The organism is Caulobacter sp. 05T431 (genome assembly GCF_056665975.1).
In genome coordinates this window covers 151,131-172,463 of sequence record NZ_JBFTKU010000002.1, presented here as the reverse complement: position 1 = coordinate 172,463, position 21,333 = coordinate 151,131, and the positions used below count along the sequence as shown (strand labels likewise).

Below are 21,333 nucleotides of genomic sequence, written 5' to 3'. Positions count from 1 at the left end.
CGGTCAGCGGGTCCCCATCTGAGCCATCACGCATAGGCCCTCCGGGTCAGGAGACGGTGACGCACCGCGCAGCGGAAACGCAAACGCCCCGGCCGGTGAGGGCTCGGGGCGTTCGAGGCGCGACTGCGCCAATAACTGACCTATAGGCATGAAGAGCACACCCGGTCAAGCTCATGCTGTAGTTGCGCGGGGTACAGATACAGCATCTTGTGGTCCGTACGCTCGTCGCTACCCGAGGCCTTCAGCTATTTCCAGGCGTCGGGTCCAATAGACAAACTGCTCCTCCAGGCGCGCGACATGTTCATTGGTCACGTCGTCGCTGAACTGGCCAGGGACACCGCGGCGGACGCGTATTCCGCGCCTGAACAGTTCGAGCTGTCGTCGAACCTCATTGAGCTGCGTCGTGCAGAAATCGACGTCTGAGATGATCTGTTCGGACATTCGCCATCCATAGGTTCACAGACGGGTCTCGCCTGGCCTATTTCCGATAGTTGCACTCTCGACTCCCCTTAAGCGATAGCGCATCCTTGAAGGATACAAGCGGGGGCTTGAGAATGGACGTTGCGGCTACACTTTGCCTGCTAATTGCACTCGCCTTGGCAGGATGGCCGCGCCTATTGGCCAGTGCTTGGCGGCGTTTTCGTTGGCCACTCGTTGCCGTGCTGGGCCTACTTGCCGGGGGGCTCTACGCCTGGTCAAACATTGGTTGGTACGGCGGCGGTTCCGTTCCCGCCAGACAGGAAGCTCAAATCGACGGGCCGTCAGTCTCGTCGTCTCACGAGGCTGCTGATGCGTCCGCTTCCGCGAGCAGTGGTGAGGACGGGAGCGCGGGCTATGGCTATGGCCCTGGACGGAAAGTTCTACCAAGTCCTCGACCTGTTGGCTATCGGACCGTGGCCGACTTGCTCATGCCTAGTGAATTGCCGAAAGATACTTGGGGGACGTTCGGCATTCTTTTGCTTGCTGATCACAGCGACCGTGCAGATTTGAGTTGCCACGCCTTTAGCTGGATGGTTCGCGATAAGAGCAATGACACCTATGTCATAATTGACCATGAGATACTCGGCCTTAAGCGAGTCTATTGGCCTCTCGCAAACGCCAGCATCGATCCTCTTGAGCAAGACTGCGATATACTTGTTTCGCAATATGACTTCGAACGGTCAGCCAGAATACGGGGCCGGTTGGGGCTCATGGGGCGAGGACCGTTTTTCGCCGTTGTCAAACATGTCGAGGGACGGCCGAGACCGCTAGGCGTCTGGGACATGAGCGGCGTGCCGGACGATGAGTTGACCGAGATGTACTCGACTTTCCTCGACTTTTACCGAAGTGGAAGTCCCTCAGCACTGTATGTCCGGGCAAATGGGAGGCAGCGCTTTAAGACAGCGCTCTACAGCGCCGCCCCAGCGGTTGCGGACCTCTGGGGCGTGTCAAAAGCGAACGCAAAGACCAAGGGGCGCGAAAAATGAAAGACTTCTTCGAAGCCTTGACGAACTGGAAGAACTTTCTCGCCGCCGGGATCGCAATTTTGACGGCCCTACTTGTTCGAGTGAACGACGCGGGCCCGTTCCTTATCTTGCTATTTCTGTGTTTGATCGTCGTCCACCTGACCGCAGCAGCGGTATCATTCGCTCGACGCTTGGTGAAAAAGCCCGCGCCGCCCCCACTTCCTCCCAGATTTTCGCAGCGCAGGCCCCAGGGTGGGCGTCATTCCAAACCGTAGTGAATTGCCGCATAGCCCAAGGCCAGCGCCAAGGCCCTGGTGTTCAACGCCTGCGCTTTGCCTGCTCCGAGGCTGGCGATCGTGTTTCCCTTGCCCGCCACTTCCCGGAGGGTGAGGACCGCCCGGCCCACGCGGTTGATGGGGCGGATGGCGCCGGGCCCGTGATAGCTGGCGTCCTCTTGCTGGATTGCGCCTTCGAGCCGGCCAATCCGGTTCTGGATCTCCTGGCGCTTCTGGGCCCAATTCTCGCCCCCGCCTCCGCCCATGACCCGGTCGGTCGCGTAGTCGGGCGGGGTCAGGCCCTTTTCCGGGTCCAGATCCTCGTAGTCGGCGCGGCAGCGGAGGCCGGCCGTGTAGAGCACCTGGTCGATCGCGCCGGCGGTGCGCAGGGTCTCCAGCCCGTCGCGGGCGCTGATCTTCAGGCGCCTGACCTTGGTCACCTGGAAGATCGCCTGACCGTTGACCAGGATCCGCCGCCCGTTTTCGTCCGTGGCGAATCCGGGGACCTCGATTTCCTCGACAACGACGGCCGCGCCCCGGCCGGCCTCGAGGGCCGTGGTCTCGGCGTGCATGGCGACCTGGTCAGCCAAGGCGACCCGGGCGTCCCGCGCGGCGCCTATCTCCAGGATGCCCGCCTTGGCCTTCTCCTTGTCGCCCGAGGTCCGCGCGCCGATGAGTTCCCGCTCCAGCCGGTTCAGGCGCTTCTGCTCGTCGCGGGTCAGGCGCGCGGGATCCGGGCCCGGCCGGGGGAGCTTGCTCCGGCCCGACGACTGCGGCCGCGCGAACGTCGGCATCCGCTTCGGGCGCGGCCAGCTGGCGACGGTCCTTGCGATCGCCTCCTCGAGGGCCTGCTCGATGTCGTCGTTGGCCGCCGCGGCGCGGTGACGGTCATCATCGGTGACGCCGAGACGGGTCTCGACCTGCAGGGCCAGGCCTACCGCCTCGGCCGACATGCCGGCGACGTGGGCGCGCTCCGCCTTGTCGATCAGCGCCAGCGCCCAATCGGGCAGCCAGGCCAGCGGATACGGGGTGACGACGGACAGGTTGCCGGTGGGGCCGATGGGGCCCAGCACCGTCAGGACCGGGCAGCGACCCGCCGCCTGGCCCTGCCCCTGACGCCGCGCGTTCATGCCGGCACCTTGGGCGGGGGCTCGGCCGGTGCGGGCGCGGCGGCGGCGGCCAGCTTGTCGAGCATGGCGTCATGCTGGGCGATGCGGATCATCGCGCGTTCGAGCACCTGCAGCTGCTGGACGTCAGGGACGGCGCCGCGAACGAACGTGGCCGCCATGGCGCGGATTTCGGGGGTGGTCAGGATCATCATCGGTCGGCTCCGTGCATGGGGGTTTCGGGGGTGGGGATCGGGCGCCGGCGGCCAGCAGGCGAACGGCGATCGGGCGGCGGGATGGGGGCGGTTGGGGTTCATGGGCGCTCCTGCGTTGAGGCGATGATCGCGTCACGACGGAGGGGGCCTCAACGCACGGTCCCGGTCAGGGCGGTTTCCATGGCCTGTGGCGCGCCGCCGCAGGCTTGACCGTGGGCGCGTCGTGACACACGCATTGCGGGCGGGGCGGCCAAGGCCTCGGGGGAGGACAACGATGCTCGAGCACTTCGCCGCCTACCTGCGGGAGAACGACTACATGTCCGGCTGGGCTCAGTTCTTCGGCGCCATGATCGCCCTGGGCTTCGGCTTCTGGATCGCGCAGATCCCGCTGCGGCATGCGGAGAAGACCGCCAAGGTCGCGGCCGACCGACTGTCCGCCGATGTTCGCGAGGCCCTGGGGATGGCGATGCTGTCGCTGGAGCGCGCGGCGATCTTGTCGGCGGCCCCTGGCGATCGCGAGAACTTCGCCCTTGAGCGGCTGGGCTCGATCGCCCGCTCCAAGGGGGTGCTCGACGTCATGTTGACCCGAAATCTGACGGTCAAGGAGATCAGGGTCCTGGTCGTGGCCATCAGCCAGCTCGACGACGCCGCGAGGAGCCTGACCAAGTTTCGGACGATCTCGACCTATCGGCAGCCGGCGCTGGCGACCGATCTGGGCCAAGTCCACAACATCGCGCTGGACGCGACGAAGGACCTGCCCGGCGGGAAGCTCTAGGACAATTCCGAACTCACCAGTGTCGGCGTCCAGACTTGGCCAAGGTGGCGGCCCCGTGCGAAACGTCACCGTATGGACGCTCTTCGACAATTCCTCGGCGCTGTCGCCTTCATCGCCATCACGGCAGGAATCTTTGCTGCCGCTCGACCCAAATCTGACCTTGGCAGCGCCGCCGACTGGGCGGGCGCTGGCGCCAACCTTCTCGTGGTTCTCGTCTCGCTGTGGTTGGCGGATTCCGAACGTCGTCGGGTCGAGCGCATCGAGAAATCCGCGACCGCGGTAGCATCGCAGGCCCTCCGCGACTGCCTCGACTTGGCCATCGAGTTTGGAGAGGAGCTTGCTGGCGAATTCGATCACCAAAATTGGCCTGATGAGGAACTCCGAACCGCCCTGCGCGAAGACCTTCACGCCGTAGGCAAGGAATGGGGGCAGTTCGACGTGATGAGGCTGCCGCTGAACGAACGACGCATTGCCAATCGCGCAGAAGACGTGATGCACGACTTCCAACGGGAGACGGCTAAGCCTCTGTCGAAGACCAATGTGACCCGTCTGGACGCCGAGTGGTGGAGAGATCGAGCTCTCGAGCACGCAGGCCGCTTCAAATCCTACCGAGAGGAACTGAAGTGAGGCCACTGGACCGTAGCGCATCAAGCCGCCCGCCCCTCGTTCGCTAGCGCCGATACCGGCTCGACGCCGAAGCGAGCCAGGATCTCGGGCGAGATGCGGCAGCCGGGCTGGCCAGGCCTGGGCCCGCGCTGCCCCGTCCACGTCGCCGGCGAAGCCTGCCAGTCCTCCATCCAGGCGATCTGCTGGCGCTCGGTCGGCGCGTCGATCTGGCCGCCCGTTGCGTTCCGACGCTTGGCCACCTCCTGGGCGGCCTTGGTCAGGTACTGGACGGGCGCCTCGGTGCCGTTGCGCCAGGCGGCCTCGGCGATCTCCACCAGCTCGGTCATGTCGAGCTTGTGGTCCCGGATCAGCTTGCCGACGACGTCTCCGGCCCTGGTCGGATTCATGCCGCCCCGTTCGACCAGCACGACCTTGGCGATCTTCCAGGCCCTGGCTTTCGGGTCGAGGCCTTCGAGGCTTGCGAGAAACTGGTCCGGCGACGCCCCGTCGCCCGAACCGATAGGTTCGGAACCTCTACTCTTGTCTTCTCTACTCTTGTCTAGGGGCGTATCCGGCTGATTTTGTTGACCTTCGTCCGGACAGCTAGGGGGGTTCTTTCCGACACCTGCCGACTTCTCCTCGACACCCGCCGACTTCTCCCCGACTTCTCCCCGACCTGACCGCGTTCTCGAAGGCCCTTTGACGGCGCTTCGTTCGTCCTCGAACTTGGGGTTGGAGATGTAGTTCTGACCGCCTTCCTCGAAGCGCACGAGCTTGCCGGCGTCGATCAGCCGGTTGATCAGCGGGTTGAGTTTCTGGACCGCGCAGCCGCAGTGACCGGCGATGTAGGCGCGGTTGTCCTCGACCGGGCGCCAGGTCAGGTACAGGAGGTCGATGATGGTGTTGTACACCCCCCGCTCCTCCAGGCTCATCCCGGCCATGCCGGCGAGGGCCGCGCCCGGGTCGCGGCGGTAGAAGTTCTCGCGTTTCACAGGAAGCCCCCACGATCAGGGGCGTCGGCGCGGATCGCGTTCGTCCGCATGTCGCCCCACAACTCGACCGTCCCGCACTCGCCCTCGCGGGCCTTCAGGATGATCGCCTCAATGGTTCTGGATCGGCGCCGGGCGTCCCATTCTGCCCAGGCGTTGCTGTTGCCCGGCTTGCCGTCGTCCTTGGGCTCGGGTTCCCGCGAGGCGTAGTAGGCGTCGCGGTAGATGCCGACGACGACGTCCGCGTCCTGTTCCCAGGCACCGCTGTCGCGGAGATCCGACAGCGTCGGCCGCTTGTTGTCGCGCTTCTCGGTTTCCCGGCTCAGCTGGGCCAGGGCGATGATCGGGATGCCCAGCTCGTCGGCCAGTTCCTTCATGCCGTTCGACACGGCCGTCTGATCTTCGTAGCGGGACCGCCCGCCGCGATCGGCTTTGATGAGCCCGACGTGGTCGACGACCAGAGCGCCGAGGGGGACGCCGCGGCGCTCCCAGACCATGCGCTCCCGGCGGACCAAGGATCGCAGCGAGGCCAGGCCCAACCCGGTGCGCTTCAGCATCGACACCGGCAGGGGCCCGAAGACCTCGGCCGCCTCGGTCAGCATCTGGCGCTGGCCCTGCTTCAGGGCCCGCTTGCGAATGTCGCTGTAGCTGGGCGCGTCGGCGCCGTGCATCGTGAAGGCCAGGCTGGTCAGATGGCGCCGGGTCATCTGCTCGACCGACATCTCGCCGTTGATCTCGACGACCGCCTTGCCGTGCAGGGCGACGTTCATCGCGATCTCCGAGGCCAGGGCCGATTTCCCCATCGACGGCCGGCCGCCCAAGACGATCAGGTCGCCCTCCTGCATCGAGCCGAGCTGGCGATCGAGCGGGGCGAGACCCCAGGCGACGCCCTCGGCCTCGTCGGGGGTGTCCAGGCGGTCCAGCACGGCCGCAGCGGCCGCGCCGGCCTGGATGAACTGCACCCTGGCGCTTCCGGCCATGGCGGCGCCGTGCAGGGCGCGCTCGGCCTCCGAAACGAGGTCCTCGACCTTGACGTCGTAGTCGATGGCCGACGCCGCCATCTTCTCGCCGGCGAGGACGAGGTCCCGCCGCCTGCCGACCTCGAGGACCGTCTCGGCATAGGCGCTGACGTTTGCCGAGGGCGGGGCCCGATCGACTAGGTCGGCCAGGTAGCGCAAGCCGCCAAGCTCTTCGAACGCCGGGTCGGCGCCGAACGCGTCGGCCAGGGTGATCGGTTCGGCGAGGGTCCCGCGCTGGACCTTACCGACGATCGCCTCCCAGAGCCTCTGGTGGACCGGCTCATAGAAGTGCGCGGCCTCTACGCCCTCGACGCGATCCAACGCGGCGTTGTCGTAGAGCGCGACGCCCAGCAGGGCCTGCTCGGCTTCGAGGTTGTGCGGTAGGGCTCGGGGCGCGGGCGGCGGAGCCTTATGCTGGCCGAACCCGTGAAGGACGGCCGTCGCGGCGTCGGCGGTCACTGGACCACCTCCACGGTTGAGTTACGCTCTAGCCCATGACCGAAGCCGCGCCGCCCGCCGACATGTCTGACGCCGACCTCGAAAGGGAGATCGCGCGGATCAACGCCGAGCGTCACAAAACAAGGTCGGTGAGGGCCTTCAAACCACTCGGCGGTGGCGAAAGCAGCTTTCAGATCACCGACAACTTCATGGTCGAAAGGTTGAACAGTCTGCGTGGCGAGCTTTCGCGCCGACAGGTTGTTCGAAGCAACCTTGCGAAAGAGGCCTGGGACCATTCCCAGCAGTTGCAGGCGGCTCGCCGCGAGGTCGAGAAGACCCAGGCTGAGAGCGCGACCTTCTGGTTCCGTCGCTACTTCACATCCCTGGGCATCGCCAACGGCGCAGCCTTCGCCGCCCTTGCGAGCGGAGTTCTTCAAGCCGACAAGCCGGCCGACATCGCTCCGCTCGCCGCGCCTGCCATGGAACACTTCGCCTGGGGTCTCTTGGCGGCGGGCGCGATCCCGCTCCTGTTCTACGTCGAGTACAAGATCCGTGACTTCCGCAACGACCGTTACGACCCTAACCGCTTCCAAGCTGCGGTGCTGCCTGCCCTCCAGGTAATCGCCGGCTGGAGCGTTTACTTCGCCGGCACCGTGGGCACCTACCGCTTCGCGATGGGTCTGTTCACCGCGATCGGCGCCGTACATGGCTTGGTGAGACATTGAACTCATGCCGCCGCCTTCTCCTCGGCGACCAAGTCGAGGATGCTCAACAGCGTGGGCGTGGAGAATCCGCCCCCTGTCATCGCGAACGCTCCAGCGCCGGACAGGTCGGGCTGGCGAGAATCCGGGCGACCTGACGCCGCCGAACGATGCCGACCAAGTCCGCCTGGACGCGAGCGATCTCGTCGTCCGACCAAGCCTCCATCTCGGCCAGGGGCGGACCCTCGACGAGCCTGATGCTGCGCTTGGTCCCACCGCCGTGCGTTGTGACCAGTCCGCGCTCCTGCAGGAACTTCACGATCCGGAAGGCCGCAGACCGGTTCTTGAACCCCATGTCCGCCGCCAGCTCGTCATAGGTCGGCGGCACGCCATTGACGGTGAGCCGGCGGATCGCGGCCATGGCCTGTTGCATCCGAGGGGTCATCCGGCCCTCCGTTCGAACTTGGCGCCGTAGGCGGCGGCGATCCGGACCCGCTCGGCGTCATCGACGGCGGCGAGACGCTCGGCCGGGGTCGTGCCCGGATCGGCGACAGGGCTGACGATGGGGGCAACGGTCAGGACGACCTTGCGCGGCCGCCCCCGCTTGCGCGGCGCCGAGGGCGCGACGTCGTCGTTGGCCGCTTTGGTCCGGGCCTTGCCCTTGTTCGACTTCATGCCGTGGCGAAGGAAGGCGATCGTCTTCTCGCGGGCGGCGGCGGCCCAGCAGAGGCCGCAGGTCGCGCACGCCTCGGTCGCGCCGGTCTGGGCCGGGCAGACGATGACGTCGGGGAGGCCAGGATCCGCGTCAACGACGATGGAATGCTGCGGGCCAGGTTCGACCCGCGAGAACCGGATGGCGAAGCGCTCCCAGGACGACTCGGTCAGCGCGCGGATCGCCGCGGCGATGGCCTGGCTCTCGGGGTCATCGGCCACTTCGGTGCGGGCCGTGTACCCGAAGACGTGGAGCTGCGGCAGGATCTTCAGCAGGCCCGCCCATGCCTCGACGTAGGCCAGCGAGAAGAAGTCGCCCAGGGCGTGGACCCGGATCAGAAGGCCGGCGGGATGGGCCCGGGCCACCGTGATCACCTCGGCCTTGAACGCCGCCAGGAAGTCGGCGTCGGGGGCGTGGCGCCGGGCATACGGCATCGAGTTGCCGTAGCAGGTCGACCACTGCGCGCAGGACCGGGGGCACGTCGCCCGCTCCTCGAGGGTGACGTGGAAGATGGGCCAGCCCGTCCGGGGGCCCTTCATGACCGTCCGTCCGAGCTTGGGATTGTTGTGGCCCGAGACGAGGAACCGGGGGCTGTCCCAGGTCCCGACGACCGAGCTGGGGAAGATCGTCCGGCCGGCGGCCAGGGCCTCGTGATCGGCGCGCAGGCCCTGCGAGCGCTCCGGCTCGATCTTGGCCCCGGCGAACCGGCGGAGCGTGGCGGTGTGGAGCTTGCCCTTCATGCCGCGTCTCCCCTGGCGGGGATGGCGACCGCGTTCTCCTGCGGGAAGGCCGCAAGGGCCAGCGCGTCGCTCTGGACCCGGCCGGGATAGGCGGGCTCCTCGAACGTGTACTCGCCGACGAACCGTCCTGAGATCAGGCTGACGCGCGCCTGGGCGCCGAACGTGGCGTGGCGAAGGGCTTGATGGGTCAGCTGGGCGCTCCCCTCGGCCGTGGCCAGGGCGCGCAGCACCTCCATGGGGACGTCCCAGGTGATCATCGGCGCCCCTTCCCGAAGGTGACGCCCGTCCGCGACGCACGCTCGGCGTGCTTGCGGGCCAACGGCGCCATCGTGGCGCTGACCAGGTCGTCGCCGTGGCTCTCGGCCAGCATCTCGCCGGCGCGGCGGATGATCGCCTGCAGGAGCGGGCGACGGTCGCTGCCGCCGGTGACCGTCCGGGCGAGGAAAGCGTCGGCCATGTCGTCGATGACGCCGCTCATGCGATGCTCCAAGCCGGATCGAGCTCGGCGACGACGTCGATGCCGGTGACTTCGGACGGCTGCTTGATCACCAGCATCCGGGTGACCTGCTTGTCGTCGTGGAACAGGACGGTGTTGCAGCCGTCGAGGATCGACTTGGCCAGGTTGTCGGCGTCGAAGGCGCCGTAATAGGCCTCCTGCCGTGCCAGGATCCGGGCCCGCTTCCGCTTGGAGAAGCTGACCGGGACGCCGATCCGAAACCGCATGCTGATCGAAACCGGGCCGTCGAACGGCCGGCGGTCAACCATGACCTTCTCGACGATGGCGCGGACAAAGCCCTCGTACCGACGCGTCTTGGCGTCGGTGTAGGTATCCGCGCGCACGTTGCCGCTCTTGAAGCGGCGAACCGTGGCGCGCGGGCGACCCTTGCCCCTGGGATCGCCTTTCATCGAGAAGGTCACGGCTTCCATCAGGCGGCGAACTCCGCCTCGGAGGGCGTCGGCTCGGTCCAGCCGGTGTCCTTCAGCTTGTTGGCCGCCTTGCGGACGCTCTCGGGATCGTCGAGCGGGGTTTCGCCCTCCTGGTCGGCCTCGTCGTCGACCTCGAGGTCACCCTTGGACTTGTTGGCGTCCCGAGCGGCCAGGATCGCCTCGGCCTTGCCCAGGAGCATGATGTTGCGCTCCTGGCCCTTGTGCCATTGGGCCATCCAGTCGTTGTGGAAGATCGGCGAGATGTACGAAGGCGGCGTCGGATCCTTGGCGGCCTTGCCGGCCTCGAAGCCGTCGCGCTCGGCGCGGACCTTGTCGTCCGCGCTGTCGCCCAGGTTCAGCACGCCCTGCTCGCCGACGTCCATGCCGCCGCGGGCGTACATCTTCCGGCGCAGTTCTTCATTGGCCTCGAACTCGGCCGGCGGCCGGCGCTTGTCGATCAGGTAGGCTTCGAACTTCTCGCGCGTGTAGCCGAGTTCGGCGTCGACCATCTTGAAGAGGTTGCCGACGGCCTTCTTCTTGCCCTTGGCGACCGCCGCGGCCTCCTCCGCCTCAGCCTCCGCCGTGGCGATCTTCATCTCGAAGTGGTGTTGCAGCGCTTCGAGGTCTTCTTCGGTCAGGTCGGCCAGGGTGTTCTGGCCGGCGCTGGCTTTCTTGGAACGGGCCATGCCCTTCCCTCCTCTTCTCAGCGCCGGACCTGCCCCCGACGCGTGGGCAGACGTCAGACCGCGCGGAGCGGTCGGGCGGGTTGGGTCACGCACGGCGATGCGGTCGTTGAAATTCCGGCGATGCAGGCGGCGAAGTCGTGGGCCCGCTCGACCAGGCGCTGGGCGATCGCCAGCAGCTCGCGCTTCTCGGCCTCGGTGATGTTGCCGTCGGCGAAGGCCAGGGCCATGACGACCTCAGCCCGGGCGATGGTCTCCAGGGCGGAGGCGCCAAGGATCCGGGGATCGCCGCTGCGGGCGTCCTGCTCTCCGTCGGCGTCGACCAGGGCGCGCGTGAAGTCGCGGCGACCGGTCTTCTCCTGGATCGCCATCGCCCGATGCAGCGGGATCGTCGTGTCCGGCTTGTCGAAGCTGCAGTAGTCCGACCAGACCGAGGGGGCGACGCCGGCCAGGCTGGCCACCGTCTTATGGCTTCCCAGCTCCTCGGCCAGTTGGTGGCAGATCGCCTTGATCAGGTGGGCGTTCATGCCGCCGTGCTCCGAATGTTCTCGCGCGCAATTCGGATGCGGGGCGCCCTCGCGGGGCGCATGTTCCCGGCCGCCGAAGAGGGGGCGCGACGGTCGTGATGAAGAGGCTGATGACGAAGGCCGCCGAGCATCGAGCGGCCGCCGAACGAAACCGGCAGGCGTCGCAGGACCTCGGGGGACTGGACGGGCTTGACCGATGCGCCGCGCGTTTCGACGCGCTCAGCACCGGCTACCTGGTCCAGTGGTTGGAGCAGCCGGCTCCCGAGGGGGAGGAGGAACCGGCTGCTCCGTGCGGGCGCCGTGGTCGTAGCTCCGTCGCTCGCAAGGGTGATGGCGCATGACGCCGAATAGGGACCTGCAGGGAGGCGTGGGATTCGGCCACCTCCCTGCAGGCGGTCGCGCCCGGCCCCGCCGCAGCTCCGCATCAGCGCGATGTTCGAATGGTTCGCCCCCGACGCCATGTCAGGCGGCCTCGCCGTCGGACTGCCCGGAGTTGGCTTCCAGCTCCTTCAGGAACGTGATCGTGACGTCCGGGAACGCCTCGACGATCTCCGGCCAGGCGGCTCGGGGGATCTTGTTCCGATGACGCCACAGGTGGACGGAACCGGCCTTGTAACCGGTCGCCCTGGCGATGGCGGTGGGGCCGCCGCGCTCGTCGATGAATTCGATGGGGGTCGTAGCCATGCCGAATTCTTACTGTCAGTAAGATTTCCCGGCAAGCGCAATCTTACTCACGGTATGATTACCGTTGGTAAGATTGGCGTTATGGACGACAGCTCATGGCTTGAACTCGAACACCCGTGGGAGCGCGTCCGCTGGTCGCGCCTCTATTGGCAGCGGAAGATCGGCGCGGCCGAGACCGCGCGGTCGGCCGCCGAGAGCCTCCATATGGCTGAGAACACCTACAGCGCTTACGAGCGCGCACCTGGCGCGTCGAAGCACACCCCGCTGGACCACCAGCGCGCAGTCGAGTTCGGTCGGAAGTTCAAGGTGAATTGGGTCTGGATGCTCACCGGCGAAGAGACGCCGTTTGAGCGTACCCCGGCTCAGTCCCGGGCGATCGCCTTGATGGCGACCGTCGACGAAGACGAGCAAGAACGCGTTGTCGGCATTGTCGAGGCGGCGATTCGGCCGAGCCTAAAGGGCGCCGTCGGCTAACGGTTACGCCGCCGGCCAAGCATACTCCGCCGTTGCAAGTCGGTTATCCTGGTCAGGCAGCGAACCATGCTGCTCCAGGACACGGATCCGGCCGGCTGACCTCAAGCCCGCGTCGACCTCCACCTCGTATATGAGCGCACCAGCTACCCGAGGCGCCGCCTCGCGGCCGTCCTGCAGCGCGAGATCAGGCCGTCCATAGCTTGTTAGCCGCGCACGCTCCACGCCGCGGCCCTGCCGTCGATAGGTCTGTACGCAATAGACGGTCAGATACCCCATCTCCCCCTCCCCCAAACGTTAACACCACGACTCACACCCTAGCTTCGACAATTTCGGACGCACCCCGCAAAACGGGTCAATCTTACCGTTCGTAAGATTTCTGTTGCGCCCAATCTTACTATTGGTAAGGTTGCTCCACCGATAGCGATGGAGCGCCCGACGTGGCCACCGACGACATCAAGATCATTGCCGCGTTCGATATGCGGGACCCGGCCCAGGTGGCCGCGCTGCATTCGCTCCTGCAATTCACCCCGGTCGAGAAGGCCCAGCAACGGGTCGGCGCTGCCCAGACTGCCGTCAAAGAGTGGGCGGCCCGTCACCTGACCACCGACCAGCGCGTCGGCCTCCTGCTCAGCCGTGATGTCCCTGGCCTGTCGGATGAGCGCGCCGCCGAACTGAGTGCGCTTCACGCCGCCGTCGACGCCGCCCGCGCTGCCCTGGCGAACGTAAAATCGGCGGCCGCGCTGGTCGCCACCCGCAAGGCGGCCTGAGCCATGATCATCGAAATCCCCAGCGCCCGCGCGGCTTCGACCTATGCCGCCGATTGGGTCCACGACCGCCGCGTCATCCTGGCCGTTCAACCTGCGCCCGGCGACAACCAGCTGTCCGTCGATGTGTGGGACCTCCCCGTCGCCGAGAAGATCCTGGCCGACAAGTGCCGCCTGGCCGCCGAATACGAGCGTGACGCCGTGACGGCCGAGAACGACGGGCGCGTGACCGACCAGAAGATCCATCGCGACATGGCCGAGCTCCTGCTGACCCAGGCCCGTGATCTGGCCCAGGCGGTGCTGCGCGCTGGCGGCCGGGTCGACGTACGCACCTCGCTGTCGAGGGCCGCGTGATGTCAGCGCCAGTCCCCACCCTCTTCACCGCCCGCGACGGCGTGGTTCGCTTCTGCTGGCGCCCGGTGCCCGACTGGACCGTCCAGGCGGTCAAGCGGGCCATCAATCGCGAGGGCCTCGACGTGCCCTTCGCCTCCCCCGCCTTCGACGTCTGGGCCGCTGCCTACGAGCAGCTGCGCGACGCCGTCTGCCTTGCCACCGAACAGCGCCGTCTCACGGCGCCGCCGCACCGCGCGGCCTGACCACAGGAGACTGTCTTGAACCGCATAGGCATTCCCACGGACCTCGCCGACCTGGCCCTGGCGATCAAGAACGCCGGCGACCGGATCCACAAGTCGTCCGACATCGCCATCACGCCGGCGGTGGCCGAGCGCCGCCTGTCCGAACTCGCCGCCCTGAAGCGCGACGTGATGACCTATCGGCGCCGCCTGCGCTGTGAGCTGGCCACCTTCAAGGCCAAGTCGAAGACCGAGGAGCGTCGCCGCGCCGAGGAGGATGCCGAGACCCGCGCGCGCCTGAAGCGCTTCGGCGGCCCGGCCGTGGTCGAACCGCCGGCCGGTACCGAGTTCGACGAGGCTCGCGCGGCATGACTCAACACCTCACGCTGGCCAGCCGGGTCAACCTGATCATCGCCGAACACCTCGACGTCGATCCGGCGGCGATGGGCCCGGGCCTGACGTTCGCGAAGCTGGGCGCGTCGGACGTCGACATGATCCACATCGTCATGGCGGTCGAGGACGCTGTCGACGCCGAGGCGACCGACGACGAGGCCGAGAACGTCAAGACCGTCGGCGACCTCCATCGCCTGGCCGAGCGCCTCGGGGGCGAGGCGGTGGCGGCATGACCCGGCTCGATCATCAGTACATCGCCGACGAACAAGACGGCCCGGCCGTCGGCGTCGTCTACACGCTCCGCAATGGCGACCAGGTCTGGTCGGGCGAGATCTCGAAGGCCAACTGGCAGGATCAAGAGCCCGAGGCCCAGGTTGAACTCGTCAACCGGAACGGCATCTTCGTCGTGCACGCTATCAAGGGCGGCGGGGTCGATGTCCTGGCCCGCGCCGCGAGCGCCGAGGCAGGGATCGATCTGGCCCATGCCCTCGCCGCCTACATCGACGAGCAGAACCTCCCGCGAGGCGGGGCATGAACGGCCTCGTCCCCGCGCGCGACGGCTCTACCAGCTGGCACGGCCAGCTGATCACCGAGCCCTGCCACATCGTCCGAATGCCGATGGACGCCTACCACGGCCAGCCGTGCGACAGCCCGTCGATCTCTTCCAGCGGACTGCGGACGATCTGGGCCCGGTCGCCGGCGCACTACTACCTGGAGAGCAGCCTCAACCCGAACCGGGAAGAGCCGGACGAGCGTCCGTACTTCACCCTCGGCCGGGCCGCCCACCACCTGCTTCTGCAGGGCCGCCGGGGCTTCGACGAGGAATACGTCACCCGGCCGGAGAAGTGGAAGGACTGGCGCACAGACGCCTCAAAGGAGTGGAAGGCCGAGCAGCTGAAGGCCGGCCTCACCATCATCACCGACGGCGAGCTGGCCAACATCGCGGGCATGGCGCGAAGCCTCGCCGCCCACCCGCTCGTCAAGGCCGGGATCCTGGACGGGGCCGTCGAACGGTCGCTGTTCTGGAAGAACCCGGAGACGGGCGTCTGGTGCAAATCGCGCCCCGACGCCATCCCCAACTCCAGCGGCGACTACGCCGACCTGAAGACCTGCGTCAGCGTGTCGACCGACGCGCTGCGGCGGTCCCTCGGCGAGTTCGGCTACCACCAGCAGGGCGCGCTCGTTGGCGAGGCGTCCAAGCACGTCCTCGGCGTCGACATGGCCACCTTCTCCCTCGTCTGGGTCGAGAAGGAGCCGCCTTGGTGCGTCCGGGTCACGACCGTGACGGCCGAGGATCTGCTGCGCGGCCAGATGCAGAACGCCGCGGCTCTCCGCCTCTTCGCCCGCTGTGTCGACGCCGGTGGCTGGCCGGGTCCCGGCGGCGATCAAGCCGACGGCGAGTTCCTGGCCATCGGCGACTTCACCGCCAAGGCCATCGACGCCCGGCTTGAAGCTTTCAAGCAAGCCGATCCTTACCAACACGCAGCGGAATGAGACCGACCATGAACGCCGCCACGGCCACCGCCGTAACGCCCTTCGTCCCGCCGACCCGCCTGACCCTGCCGGTCTCCGTCGGCCAGCGCTTCAACATCGACCCGGTCGCCTGGAAGGCCCTGGTCGAGGCGATCTACCCGAACGCCACCTCCGTCGACTCCGTCGTGATGGCACTGTCCTACTGCGAGGCCCGCAAGCTCGATCCGTTCAAGAAGCCGGTGCACATCGTGCCGGTTTGGAGCACGGCCGCCAACAAGATGGTGGACACTGTCTGGCCCGGCATCTCCGAGCTGCGGACGACGGCCATGCGTACAGGCCTCTACGCCGGCAAGGAAAAGACCGTCTTCGGGCCGATGATCACCAAGGACCTCGGCGGGGTCGAGGTGACCTTCCCGGAGTGGGCCCAGGTCACCGTCTACCGCATGGTCGAGGGTGCCGGCCGGTGTGCCTTCGAAGGCCCTCAGGTCTTCTGGCTGGAAAGCTACGCGACGGCCAAGCGCGACACGATGCAGCCGAACGCCATGTGGCGGCGCCGGGCGATCGGCCAGATCGACAAGTGCGCCGAAGCGGCCGCGCTGCGAACGGCCTTCCCCGAAGAGATCGGCGGCGAATACGCGGCCGAGGAGATGGAAGGTCAGGCCTTCGGCGCGCCGATCCGCGACGTGACGCCGAAGCCTTCGGGTATGGCCGACCGGCTGGCCGCCGGCGTCGCCCCCGCCGCCGAGGGCTTCAACGGCGCGCGCGCCGAGCGCGAGGGCTACGACGCGGACGGCGTAATCGACGCCGAGATCGACGACGACGGCTTCCCCGGCGATCTCCCCGCCGCCGACGCCGCTCAGCCGCGCGATCCTGCTCCGCCTCCCAAGTCGGGGACCCAGGCCCTGGGCACCGTCGCCTCGCGGATCGATGCCTTCAAGGCTCGCTGCAATAAGACGCCCAACGTGAAGGTGCTGCGCGAGATCGGCGTCTCCGCCGAGACCGGCGCCCTGGTCAAGGCGATCGACGCTGCGGATCCTGAGGAGGTAGGCACGTCGCAGGACCTCGAGAACTGGTTCAACGAGCTGGTCGCCAAGCGCGAGGGCGAAGAGCGCGCCGCGGCGGAAGGCGGCAACCAATGACCCGGAGCAAGAAGCGCGCGGCGCAGAAGGCCGGCTCCCGCGCGATCATCCTCGTCGCCGCCGACCTAGCCTTCGGCGCCGACGGGTTCCGCGCCACCACGATGCGCGACCTCTCCAGCCTCTGCGGCATGTCCACCGGCGCGATCTTCAGCCAGTGGCCGGACAAGGAGGCGGTCTTCGCGGCGTGCTTCCCCGACGACCACAAGCGCCGCCGCGTTGCCGAGGGAATCTGCGAGGCCCTCTACGGCCCGACGGCCTGGCAGGCCACCTCGCCGGGGCGGCGGGGCCAGTTTCTAGCGGCCGCTGACCGCGCCCTGGCCGAGCCTCTAACGGCAGCGGTGCGGGCATGACCGAGGCCTATCCCCTCGCATGGCCCGCCGGCTGGCCGCGCTCGGCCCACGCCGAACGAAAGAACGGCTGGGCGGCGTTCAAGCGCCAGGTCAACAACGGCCGCTACACCTCGGGCCAGCCCTGGACCTTCGCCCAGGCACGTGACGCCCTCCTTGAGGAGGTGTGGAAGCACCGGCCGACCTCTGTCGTGCTGTCCTCGAACTTCCAGCCCGGGAAGAACGGCCCGACCGAGGGCCGGCGCCGCCCCGAGGACGAGGGCATCGCCGTCTACTTCCAGCGCAGCGGCAAGCCCTACGTCGTGGCCTGCGATCGCTATCACGACGCCGAAGGCAACATGCGTAGCCTGACCCTCGGTCTAGAGGCCCTGCGCGCCCTAGAGCGCCACGGCGGCGGTACGATGATGGAGCGGGCCTATGAGGGCTTCGTGGCCCTGGCCGCGCCGGGCCCGCGCCCCTGGCGCGACGTGCTGGGCGTTGGGCCTGCCGCCGGCCGCGAGGACGTCCTGTCAGCCTACCGGCGCCTCGCCGCCGAACGCCACCCCGACCGCGGCGGCTCTGACCACGCCATGGCCGAACTCAACACCGCGCGCGATGCGGCTTTGAAGGAATTCGCCGCATGAGGGCTTCGCTATCAAATCCAGCCTTCGAGTTCTTGCACGCTCGCGATCATGTGGGGGAACGTGTCCTTCGCGCCAGCAATTGCCTCAGCGTGATGTTTCGGCACTCGTTCGAAGGTCTTGATAAACCCAAGACTGTCAGCTGCGCTTCGAAGGTAGCCGGTAACGAGACTGTAGGCCTGCATCTGTTTGGCCGTTTCCAGCTGATGCAGATTGAACGCCTCGAGCACCTTGATGTCGGCCTCGAGGATTCGGATCAGCAGGTTCATCGAAGCACCGACCGGCTTCTGGTGGAGGCCAACCAGCGTCGCCGTCAACCTGTCCTCGGCAATGCGGATCAGCTTCTTTCCAAGAACTTGAGCGTCAGAGGCTCGGGTCAGGATTGCCTTTCTGGCATCCTCGCTGGCCTTGTGACGCTGCCAGGCTGGGACAGCTGTCGCGATCGCGATGCCGATCAGCGACCCGACTGCCTGCACCCAGGCGGGCCAATCGATCCCGCCACCCACCAGCTGCACCGGAATGCTGGTCATAGTTCATCCTTTCGATCGAGCTTGATTGGCCGCCGCTGCAATTTTCGTCGCTCGTCCTCCGGCCCGTTCCGAAAGCTTCCAAAGTTCATGCCGGGCGTCGCTGCTCGTTCGGGCAAAACTCGTGAGAAGAGGCTCGGCCTCAGCCAGTTGACGTCTCAACGCCATGAGGTCGCCGATGACGTTCGGCCCGCCCGGCACCGTCACGATCGGAATCTCGGCCAAAGCGCGCTGAGCATCTTGGATGCTGGCGAGCGACGTCCGACTGAGCTCGTGCGGATTGCCCATAAAACTTGTCGGCGTCATGCGGTCCGCAGCGCTGCTCAGAACCTTAGCGGCGTGCACCGCGGCGCCGGCAATCGCATCGAAGCGGTCTTGCCGTTCTTCATCAGCCTTCGTCCTGGCCTCCCTCGCACCACGCTCAGCGACCATGAAGGCGGCCCAGATCGCCACGACGGAGAACACCGCCTGGACCCAGGCGGCCAGCGCTTGATGCTGCTCGATCCAGGCCAGGGATCCGGCAAGGTGGAAGGCGACGAACACCAAGTTGCCGCCGACGGCGCCGACCAAGCCCGCCACAAGCGGGCGCTGCAACAGGCCGGCGAGGGCGTCGTAAAGCTTCTGCATCTGCGCTTCCCCCCGATTCCCCAGGGGGCAGCATGACATGGCTGTACATCCCCTCAACATCATCTCCCTCTGCACCGGAGGCGGAGGGCTCGATCTCGGTGTCGAACTGGCAATCCCAAGCGCTCGCCCAGTCTGTCTGGTGGAGAGGGAAGCCTTCGCCGCCGCTCACCTGGTCGAAGCGATGCGCCAAGGTCTCCTGGCTTCAGCGCCTATCTATGCTGATGCCCGAACCTTCAAAGGCCGACGCTGGCGTGGATGCGTGGACGGCCTCATTGCGGGCATCCCGTGCCAACCGCACAGCGTCGCCGGCAAACGACTTGCCGAAGAGGACGAGCGAGACCTCTGGGCTGTTGCCCGCCGGATTTGGGTGCAATCAGGTGCCTGGGTCATCCTCATCGAAAACGTCGAGGGCATGCTCTCCAGCGGCGGCGCCGAGCGCGTCTACCGAGACCTTCTCCGCCTTGGTTGCAAGGTTGAGATCATCATCGTCAGAGCGTCGGAGACTGGCGCGCCGCACGAACGCTCTCGCGTCTTCATCCTCGGCGTCCATGATGGACGCTTCGAAGCTCTGGCCAACGGTCACGACATCGACCGGAGGCCCGGATCCGATCCGCAGGGACAACGGTCGGTCGCAGAGCGACCTGCGGACGACGGCTGCGAGCTGGCCGGCACGGGACGGGTCGCAGGACCGGGCCTTTCCGCCCGGAGAGCAATGGCCGACGCCGGCGGTGATGGACGCGACACGGAGCGGCGACCACCTGCGGCAAATGACGCTGGACGCCGGCGCCCGCGGGTTCCGAAAGGGGATCAGCCTGTCACACGAGGCGTCGAACTGGCCGACGCCGACCAGCCTGTCCTTCGCGACCAGTCATCAGCCCGGGAACTCGCACAGCTACAACGCCACGATGGATCTCGCCCGCTCGCTGGAAGCGACGATGGCTCGATGGGTGACGCCGTCAGTGGCGGTTTCGGACGGGGGCCAGACGAGCAGGAGCGGCGACCGGAAGGACGAGCTGCTGCTGACGGGTCAGGCTCAGGAATTGGCCTCTTTCCTCCTGGACCGGGGGATATTTCAGGCTGGCTTGCAGCTCTCGCAGAGCGACCCGACCTGGCCCCCGTCCTCGGACGAAACGGGGATGTGGCCGACGCCGGCGGCAAGCGTGGTCGACATCGACACGATGGAGAGGAACACGTCGGCGGGGTACGTGCGCCAAGCCCAGAAAGAGGCCGGGTCACCGTATCTGGCTCGGGTTTCCGGCGTACTCAATCCGGCTTTCGTCGAGTGGCTGATGGGGTGGCCAACCGGCTGGACCGCCTTCGCCTGCTCGGAAACGGAGTTGTCCCGCTTCAAGCTGCGTATGCGGTTCGCACTCTCGCAACTGACCTCGCACGCCGCTCCGCCGGCGCAGCTGAGCTTGTTCGGTTGATGGAGAGCTGACCATGGCCGACAACACGACCCAATTGTTCAGGCGGAGGGCCCAACCATGAGCGCGATCTTCTCGGACTGCGGGCTCTATCGCTGGCGGCTGGAGCGAGACCTTGGCCGCGACGGCCCGATTGTCGCCATCCTGGGCGTGAACCCATCGACGGCCGACGCGACCCTCAACGATCAGACCATCCGCAAGGACATCGGGTTCGGGCGGGTCCACGGCTGGGGTCGCCTGATCAAGGGCAACCTGTTCGGCTTCAGATCGACCGACATCAAGGGCCTGCGCGACATCGCCGATCCCGTTGGCGCCGACAATGACGAGCACCTCGAGCGGATCATGGCTGATGCAGAGCTGATCGTCGTCGCCTGGGGACCGACGGCAAAGCTCCCGCTGCATCTTCGCCGTCGCTGGGTGACCGTCGCCGGCTTGGCCAAGCGCGGTGGCCACAAGCTGAAGTGCTTCGGGACCGCCCAGGACGGCCAGCCGCGCCACACGCTCACCTTGGCCTACGCCACGCCTCTGGTCGATTGGAAGACCCCCAATGCTTGAAGCTCTCGCCCTGGCCACCGCCATCGTGGCCTGCAACGCTCCCTCGGTTCACGATGGCGACACGATCCGGTGCGGCGCCGAGCGGATACGGCTATTCGGCGTCGATGCGCCCGAGGTCCGCCGCGGCAAGACGCCGGCCGAGCCCTTCGCCTACGAGGCACGGGACGAGCTGACCCGTCTGACCCGGGGTCGGGTCGCCTGCCGCTTCGTCGATCGCGACCGCTACGGCCGGTTCGTCGGCAAGTGCTGGTCGGACGCCAGCCCGGACATCAACGCGGCGCTGATCCGCTCCGGCTTCGCCAGCGAGTATCGGCGCTATAGCAAGGGGGCCTACGCCCAGGCGGAAGACGCCGCGCGTGCCGCCCGGAGAGGAATGTGGAAATGAGCCAGGAAAAGCTCGCCTACACCATCGCCGAGGCGGTCGCGGCGACCGGCCACTCCGACGACACGCTCTATCGCAAGCACCACGCCGGCGAGATCACGATGCGGAAGTCCGGCCGAAAGACGATCATCCTGGCGGAAGACCTCGAGCGGATGCTGGCGGCGCTGCCGCCTCTGCCACGGCGCGCCGCCTAG

General features: G+C 67.2%; 34 protein-coding genes and 1 pseudogene. 20 read left to right on the top strand and 15 right to left on the bottom strand.

Going from position 1 to position 21,333, the window contains the following annotated elements:
• Window positions 1-228: 228 nt before the first annotated feature.
• On the bottom strand, window positions 229-441 hold the full coding sequence (locus AC1U89_RS02450) for a hypothetical protein (protein WP_479898077.1): 213 nt from the start codon (window positions 439-441) through the stop codon (window positions 229-231).
• A gap of 452 nt (window positions 442-893) precedes the next feature.
• On the opposite strand from AC1U89_RS02450, the gene AC1U89_RS02445 reads away from it, so the two are divergent.
• Window positions 894-1,466: a hypothetical protein gene (locus AC1U89_RS02445; protein WP_479898076.1), complete on the top strand. Its 573-nt coding sequence runs from the start codon at window positions 894-896 to the stop codon at window positions 1,464-1,466.
• A 238-nt stretch (window positions 1,467-1,704) separates the two neighbouring features.
• Here AC1U89_RS02445 and AC1U89_RS02440 read toward each other — a convergent pair whose 3' ends face one another.
• On the bottom strand, window positions 1,705-2,850 hold the full coding sequence (locus AC1U89_RS02440; protein ID WP_479898075.1) for a hypothetical protein: 1,146 nt from the start codon (window positions 2,848-2,850) through the stop codon (window positions 1,705-1,707).
• On the bottom strand, window positions 2,847-3,041 hold the full coding sequence (locus tag AC1U89_RS02435; protein WP_479898074.1) for a hypothetical protein: 195 nt from the start codon (window positions 3,039-3,041) through the stop codon (window positions 2,847-2,849). The genes AC1U89_RS02440 and AC1U89_RS02435 overlap by 4 nt, the downstream gene beginning before the upstream one ends.
• Window positions 3,042-3,315: 274 nt before the next feature.
• Here AC1U89_RS02435 and AC1U89_RS02430 point away from each other — a divergent pair, with 274 nt between their 5' ends.
• Window positions 3,316-3,816: a hypothetical protein gene (locus AC1U89_RS02430; RefSeq protein WP_479898073.1), complete on the top strand. Its 501-nt coding sequence runs from the start codon at window positions 3,316-3,318 to the stop codon at window positions 3,814-3,816.
• A 72-nt stretch (window positions 3,817-3,888) separates the two neighbouring features.
• Window positions 3,889-4,443, top strand: a complete 555-nt coding sequence (locus AC1U89_RS02425) for a hypothetical protein (protein ID WP_479898071.1) — start codon at window positions 3,889-3,891, stop codon at window positions 4,441-4,443.
• A 20-nt stretch (window positions 4,444-4,463) separates the two neighbouring features.
• Here AC1U89_RS02425 and AC1U89_RS02420 read toward each other — a convergent pair whose 3' ends face one another.
• Together AC1U89_RS02420 and AC1U89_RS02415 are read right to left on the bottom strand one after the other, a co-directional pair.
• A complete protein-coding gene (locus AC1U89_RS02420) occupies window positions 4,464-5,414 on the bottom strand; it encodes a DUF1376 domain-containing protein (RefSeq protein ID WP_479898070.1) in 951 nt (316 codons plus the stop codon).
• Window positions 5,411-6,889 (bottom strand): replicative DNA helicase, encoded by a 1,479-nt coding sequence (locus AC1U89_RS02415; protein WP_479898069.1) that lies wholly within the window; start codon window positions 6,887-6,889, stop codon window positions 5,411-5,413. Before AC1U89_RS02415 ends, AC1U89_RS02420 begins: the two co-directional genes overlap by 4 nt.
• A 35-nt stretch (window positions 6,890-6,924) precedes the next feature.
• Between AC1U89_RS02415 and AC1U89_RS02410 the strand changes: the two genes are divergently transcribed.
• Complete coding sequence (locus AC1U89_RS02410; RefSeq protein WP_479898068.1) at window positions 6,925-7,593, top strand: hypothetical protein; 669 nt, start codon at window positions 6,925-6,927, stop codon at window positions 7,591-7,593.
• A gap of 76 nt (window positions 7,594-7,669) precedes the next feature.
• On the opposite strand, the gene AC1U89_RS02405 is transcribed toward AC1U89_RS02410, so the two are convergent.
• The 8 genes from AC1U89_RS02405 to AC1U89_RS02370 form a co-directional block, all read right to left on the bottom strand.
• Window positions 7,670-7,990, bottom strand: coding sequence for a hypothetical protein (locus AC1U89_RS02405; protein WP_479898066.1), 321 nt, complete (start codon window positions 7,988-7,990; stop codon window positions 7,670-7,672).
• A 20-nt stretch (window positions 7,991-8,010) separates the two neighbouring features.
• Complete coding sequence (locus AC1U89_RS02400) at window positions 8,011-9,021, bottom strand: DUF7227 family protein (RefSeq protein ID WP_479898065.1); 1,011 nt, start codon at window positions 9,019-9,021, stop codon at window positions 8,011-8,013.
• The gene (locus tag AC1U89_RS02395) at window positions 9,018-9,278 is read right to left on the bottom strand and encodes a hypothetical protein (protein ID WP_479898064.1); all 261 of its coding nucleotides are present in this window, start codon (window positions 9,276-9,278) and stop codon (window positions 9,018-9,020) included. Before AC1U89_RS02395 ends, AC1U89_RS02400 begins: the two co-directional genes overlap by 4 nt.
• Window positions 9,275-9,499 (bottom strand): hypothetical protein, encoded by a 225-nt coding sequence (locus AC1U89_RS02390; RefSeq protein WP_479898063.1) that lies wholly within the window; start codon window positions 9,497-9,499, stop codon window positions 9,275-9,277. Before AC1U89_RS02390 ends, AC1U89_RS02395 begins: the two co-directional genes overlap by 4 nt.
• Window positions 9,496-9,948 (bottom strand): RusA family crossover junction endodeoxyribonuclease, encoded by a 453-nt coding sequence (locus AC1U89_RS02385; protein ID WP_479898062.1) that lies wholly within the window; start codon window positions 9,946-9,948, stop codon window positions 9,496-9,498. The genes AC1U89_RS02390 and AC1U89_RS02385 overlap by 4 nt, the downstream gene beginning before the upstream one ends.
• Complete coding sequence (locus tag AC1U89_RS02380; RefSeq protein ID WP_479898060.1) at window positions 9,948-10,634, bottom strand: hypothetical protein; 687 nt, start codon at window positions 10,632-10,634, stop codon at window positions 9,948-9,950. Before AC1U89_RS02380 ends, AC1U89_RS02385 begins: the two co-directional genes overlap by 1 nt.
• A gap of 53 nt (window positions 10,635-10,687) precedes the next feature.
• On the bottom strand, window positions 10,688-11,158 hold the full coding sequence (locus AC1U89_RS02375; protein ID WP_479898059.1) for a hypothetical protein: 471 nt from the start codon (window positions 11,156-11,158) through the stop codon (window positions 10,688-10,690).
• Between the two features lie 462 nt (window positions 11,159-11,620).
• Window positions 11,621-11,842, bottom strand: coding sequence for a carph-isopro domain-containing protein (locus tag AC1U89_RS02370; RefSeq protein ID WP_479898058.1), 222 nt, complete (start codon window positions 11,840-11,842; stop codon window positions 11,621-11,623).
• A gap of 81 nt (window positions 11,843-11,923) precedes the next feature.
• Between AC1U89_RS02370 and AC1U89_RS02365 the strand changes: the two genes are divergently transcribed.
• The 11 genes from AC1U89_RS02365 (at window position 11,924) to AC1U89_RS02315 (ending at window position 17,627) form a co-directional block, all read left to right on the top strand.
• Window positions 11,924-12,316: a hypothetical protein gene (locus tag AC1U89_RS02365; protein WP_479898057.1), complete on the top strand. Its 393-nt coding sequence runs from the start codon at window positions 11,924-11,926 to the stop codon at window positions 12,314-12,316.
• 437 nt (window positions 12,317-12,753) lie between these two features.
• Window positions 12,754-13,083, top strand: a complete 330-nt coding sequence (locus AC1U89_RS02360; protein WP_479898056.1) for a hypothetical protein — start codon at window positions 12,754-12,756, stop codon at window positions 13,081-13,083.
• Between the two features lie 3 nt (window positions 13,084-13,086).
• Window positions 13,087-13,434, top strand: a complete 348-nt coding sequence (locus tag AC1U89_RS02355; RefSeq protein WP_479898054.1) for a hypothetical protein — start codon at window positions 13,087-13,089, stop codon at window positions 13,432-13,434.
• A complete protein-coding gene (locus AC1U89_RS02350; RefSeq protein ID WP_479898053.1) occupies window positions 13,434-13,676 on the top strand; it encodes a hypothetical protein in 243 nt (80 codons plus the stop codon). Before AC1U89_RS02355 ends, AC1U89_RS02350 begins: the two co-directional genes overlap by 1 nt.
• A gap of 15 nt (window positions 13,677-13,691) precedes the next feature.
• Window positions 13,692-14,024: a hypothetical protein gene (locus tag AC1U89_RS02345; protein WP_479898052.1), complete on the top strand. Its 333-nt coding sequence runs from the start codon at window positions 13,692-13,694 to the stop codon at window positions 14,022-14,024.
• Window positions 14,021-14,278 carry an acyl carrier protein gene (locus AC1U89_RS02340; RefSeq protein ID WP_479898051.1) on the top strand — a complete coding sequence of 86 codons (258 nt, stop codon included), beginning with the start codon at window positions 14,021-14,023 and terminating at the stop codon, window positions 14,276-14,278. Before AC1U89_RS02345 ends, AC1U89_RS02340 begins: the two co-directional genes overlap by 4 nt.
• The gene (locus tag AC1U89_RS02335) at window positions 14,275-14,580 is read left to right on the top strand and encodes a hypothetical protein (protein WP_479898050.1); all 306 of its coding nucleotides are present in this window, start codon (window positions 14,275-14,277) and stop codon (window positions 14,578-14,580) included. Before AC1U89_RS02340 ends, AC1U89_RS02335 begins: the two co-directional genes overlap by 4 nt.
• Window positions 14,577-15,539, top strand: coding sequence for a PD-(D/E)XK nuclease-like domain-containing protein (locus AC1U89_RS02330; protein WP_479898049.1), 963 nt, complete (start codon window positions 14,577-14,579; stop codon window positions 15,537-15,539). Before AC1U89_RS02335 ends, AC1U89_RS02330 begins: the two co-directional genes overlap by 4 nt.
• A gap of 8 nt (window positions 15,540-15,547) precedes the next feature.
• The gene (gene bet / locus AC1U89_RS02325) at window positions 15,548-16,657 is read left to right on the top strand and encodes a phage recombination protein Bet (RefSeq protein ID WP_479898047.1); all 1,110 of its coding nucleotides are present in this window, start codon (window positions 15,548-15,550) and stop codon (window positions 16,655-16,657) included.
• Window positions 16,654-17,007 carry a helix-turn-helix domain-containing protein gene (locus AC1U89_RS02320; RefSeq protein WP_479898045.1) on the top strand — a complete coding sequence of 118 codons (354 nt, stop codon included), beginning with the start codon at window positions 16,654-16,656 and terminating at the stop codon, window positions 17,005-17,007. The genes bet and AC1U89_RS02320 overlap by 4 nt, the downstream gene beginning before the upstream one ends.
• Window positions 17,004-17,627: a hypothetical protein gene (locus AC1U89_RS02315; RefSeq protein ID WP_479898044.1), complete on the top strand. Its 624-nt coding sequence runs from the start codon at window positions 17,004-17,006 to the stop codon at window positions 17,625-17,627. The genes AC1U89_RS02320 and AC1U89_RS02315 overlap by 4 nt, the downstream gene beginning before the upstream one ends.
• An 11-nt stretch (window positions 17,628-17,638) precedes the next feature.
• Here AC1U89_RS02315 and AC1U89_RS02310 read toward each other — a convergent pair whose 3' ends face one another.
• On the bottom strand, window positions 17,639-18,154 hold the full coding sequence (locus tag AC1U89_RS02310) for a hypothetical protein (RefSeq protein ID WP_479898043.1): 516 nt from the start codon (window positions 18,152-18,154) through the stop codon (window positions 17,639-17,641).
• A 3-nt stretch (window positions 18,155-18,157) separates the two neighbouring features.
• Window positions 18,158-18,778 (bottom strand): hypothetical protein, encoded by a 621-nt coding sequence (locus AC1U89_RS02305; RefSeq protein WP_479898042.1) that lies wholly within the window; start codon window positions 18,776-18,778, stop codon window positions 18,158-18,160.
• A 37-nt stretch (window positions 18,779-18,815) separates the two neighbouring features.
• Between AC1U89_RS02305 and AC1U89_RS02300 the strand changes: the two are divergent.
• From AC1U89_RS02300 to AC1U89_RS02280, 5 genes and pseudogenes are all read left to right on the top strand, one after another.
• Window positions 18,816-19,274 (top strand): annotated as a pseudogene (locus AC1U89_RS02300) (DNA cytosine methyltransferase); the annotation flags it as partial.
• A 271-nt stretch (window positions 19,275-19,545) separates the two neighbouring features.
• Window positions 19,546-20,205 carry a hypothetical protein gene (locus AC1U89_RS02295; RefSeq protein ID WP_479898361.1) on the top strand — a complete coding sequence of 220 codons (660 nt, stop codon included), beginning with the start codon at window positions 19,546-19,548 and terminating at the stop codon, window positions 20,203-20,205.
• A gap of 57 nt (window positions 20,206-20,262) precedes the next feature.
• Window positions 20,263-20,757, top strand: a complete 495-nt coding sequence (locus AC1U89_RS02290; RefSeq protein ID WP_479898041.1) for a DUF1643 domain-containing protein — start codon at window positions 20,263-20,265, stop codon at window positions 20,755-20,757.
• Complete coding sequence (locus tag AC1U89_RS02285) at window positions 20,750-21,142, top strand: thermonuclease family protein (RefSeq protein ID WP_479898040.1); 393 nt, start codon at window positions 20,750-20,752, stop codon at window positions 21,140-21,142. The genes AC1U89_RS02290 and AC1U89_RS02285 overlap by 8 nt, the downstream gene beginning before the upstream one ends.
• Window positions 21,139-21,333 carry a helix-turn-helix domain-containing protein gene (locus AC1U89_RS02280; RefSeq protein WP_479898039.1) on the top strand — a complete coding sequence of 65 codons (195 nt, stop codon included), beginning with the start codon at window positions 21,139-21,141 and terminating at the stop codon, window positions 21,331-21,333. Before AC1U89_RS02285 ends, AC1U89_RS02280 begins: the two co-directional genes overlap by 4 nt.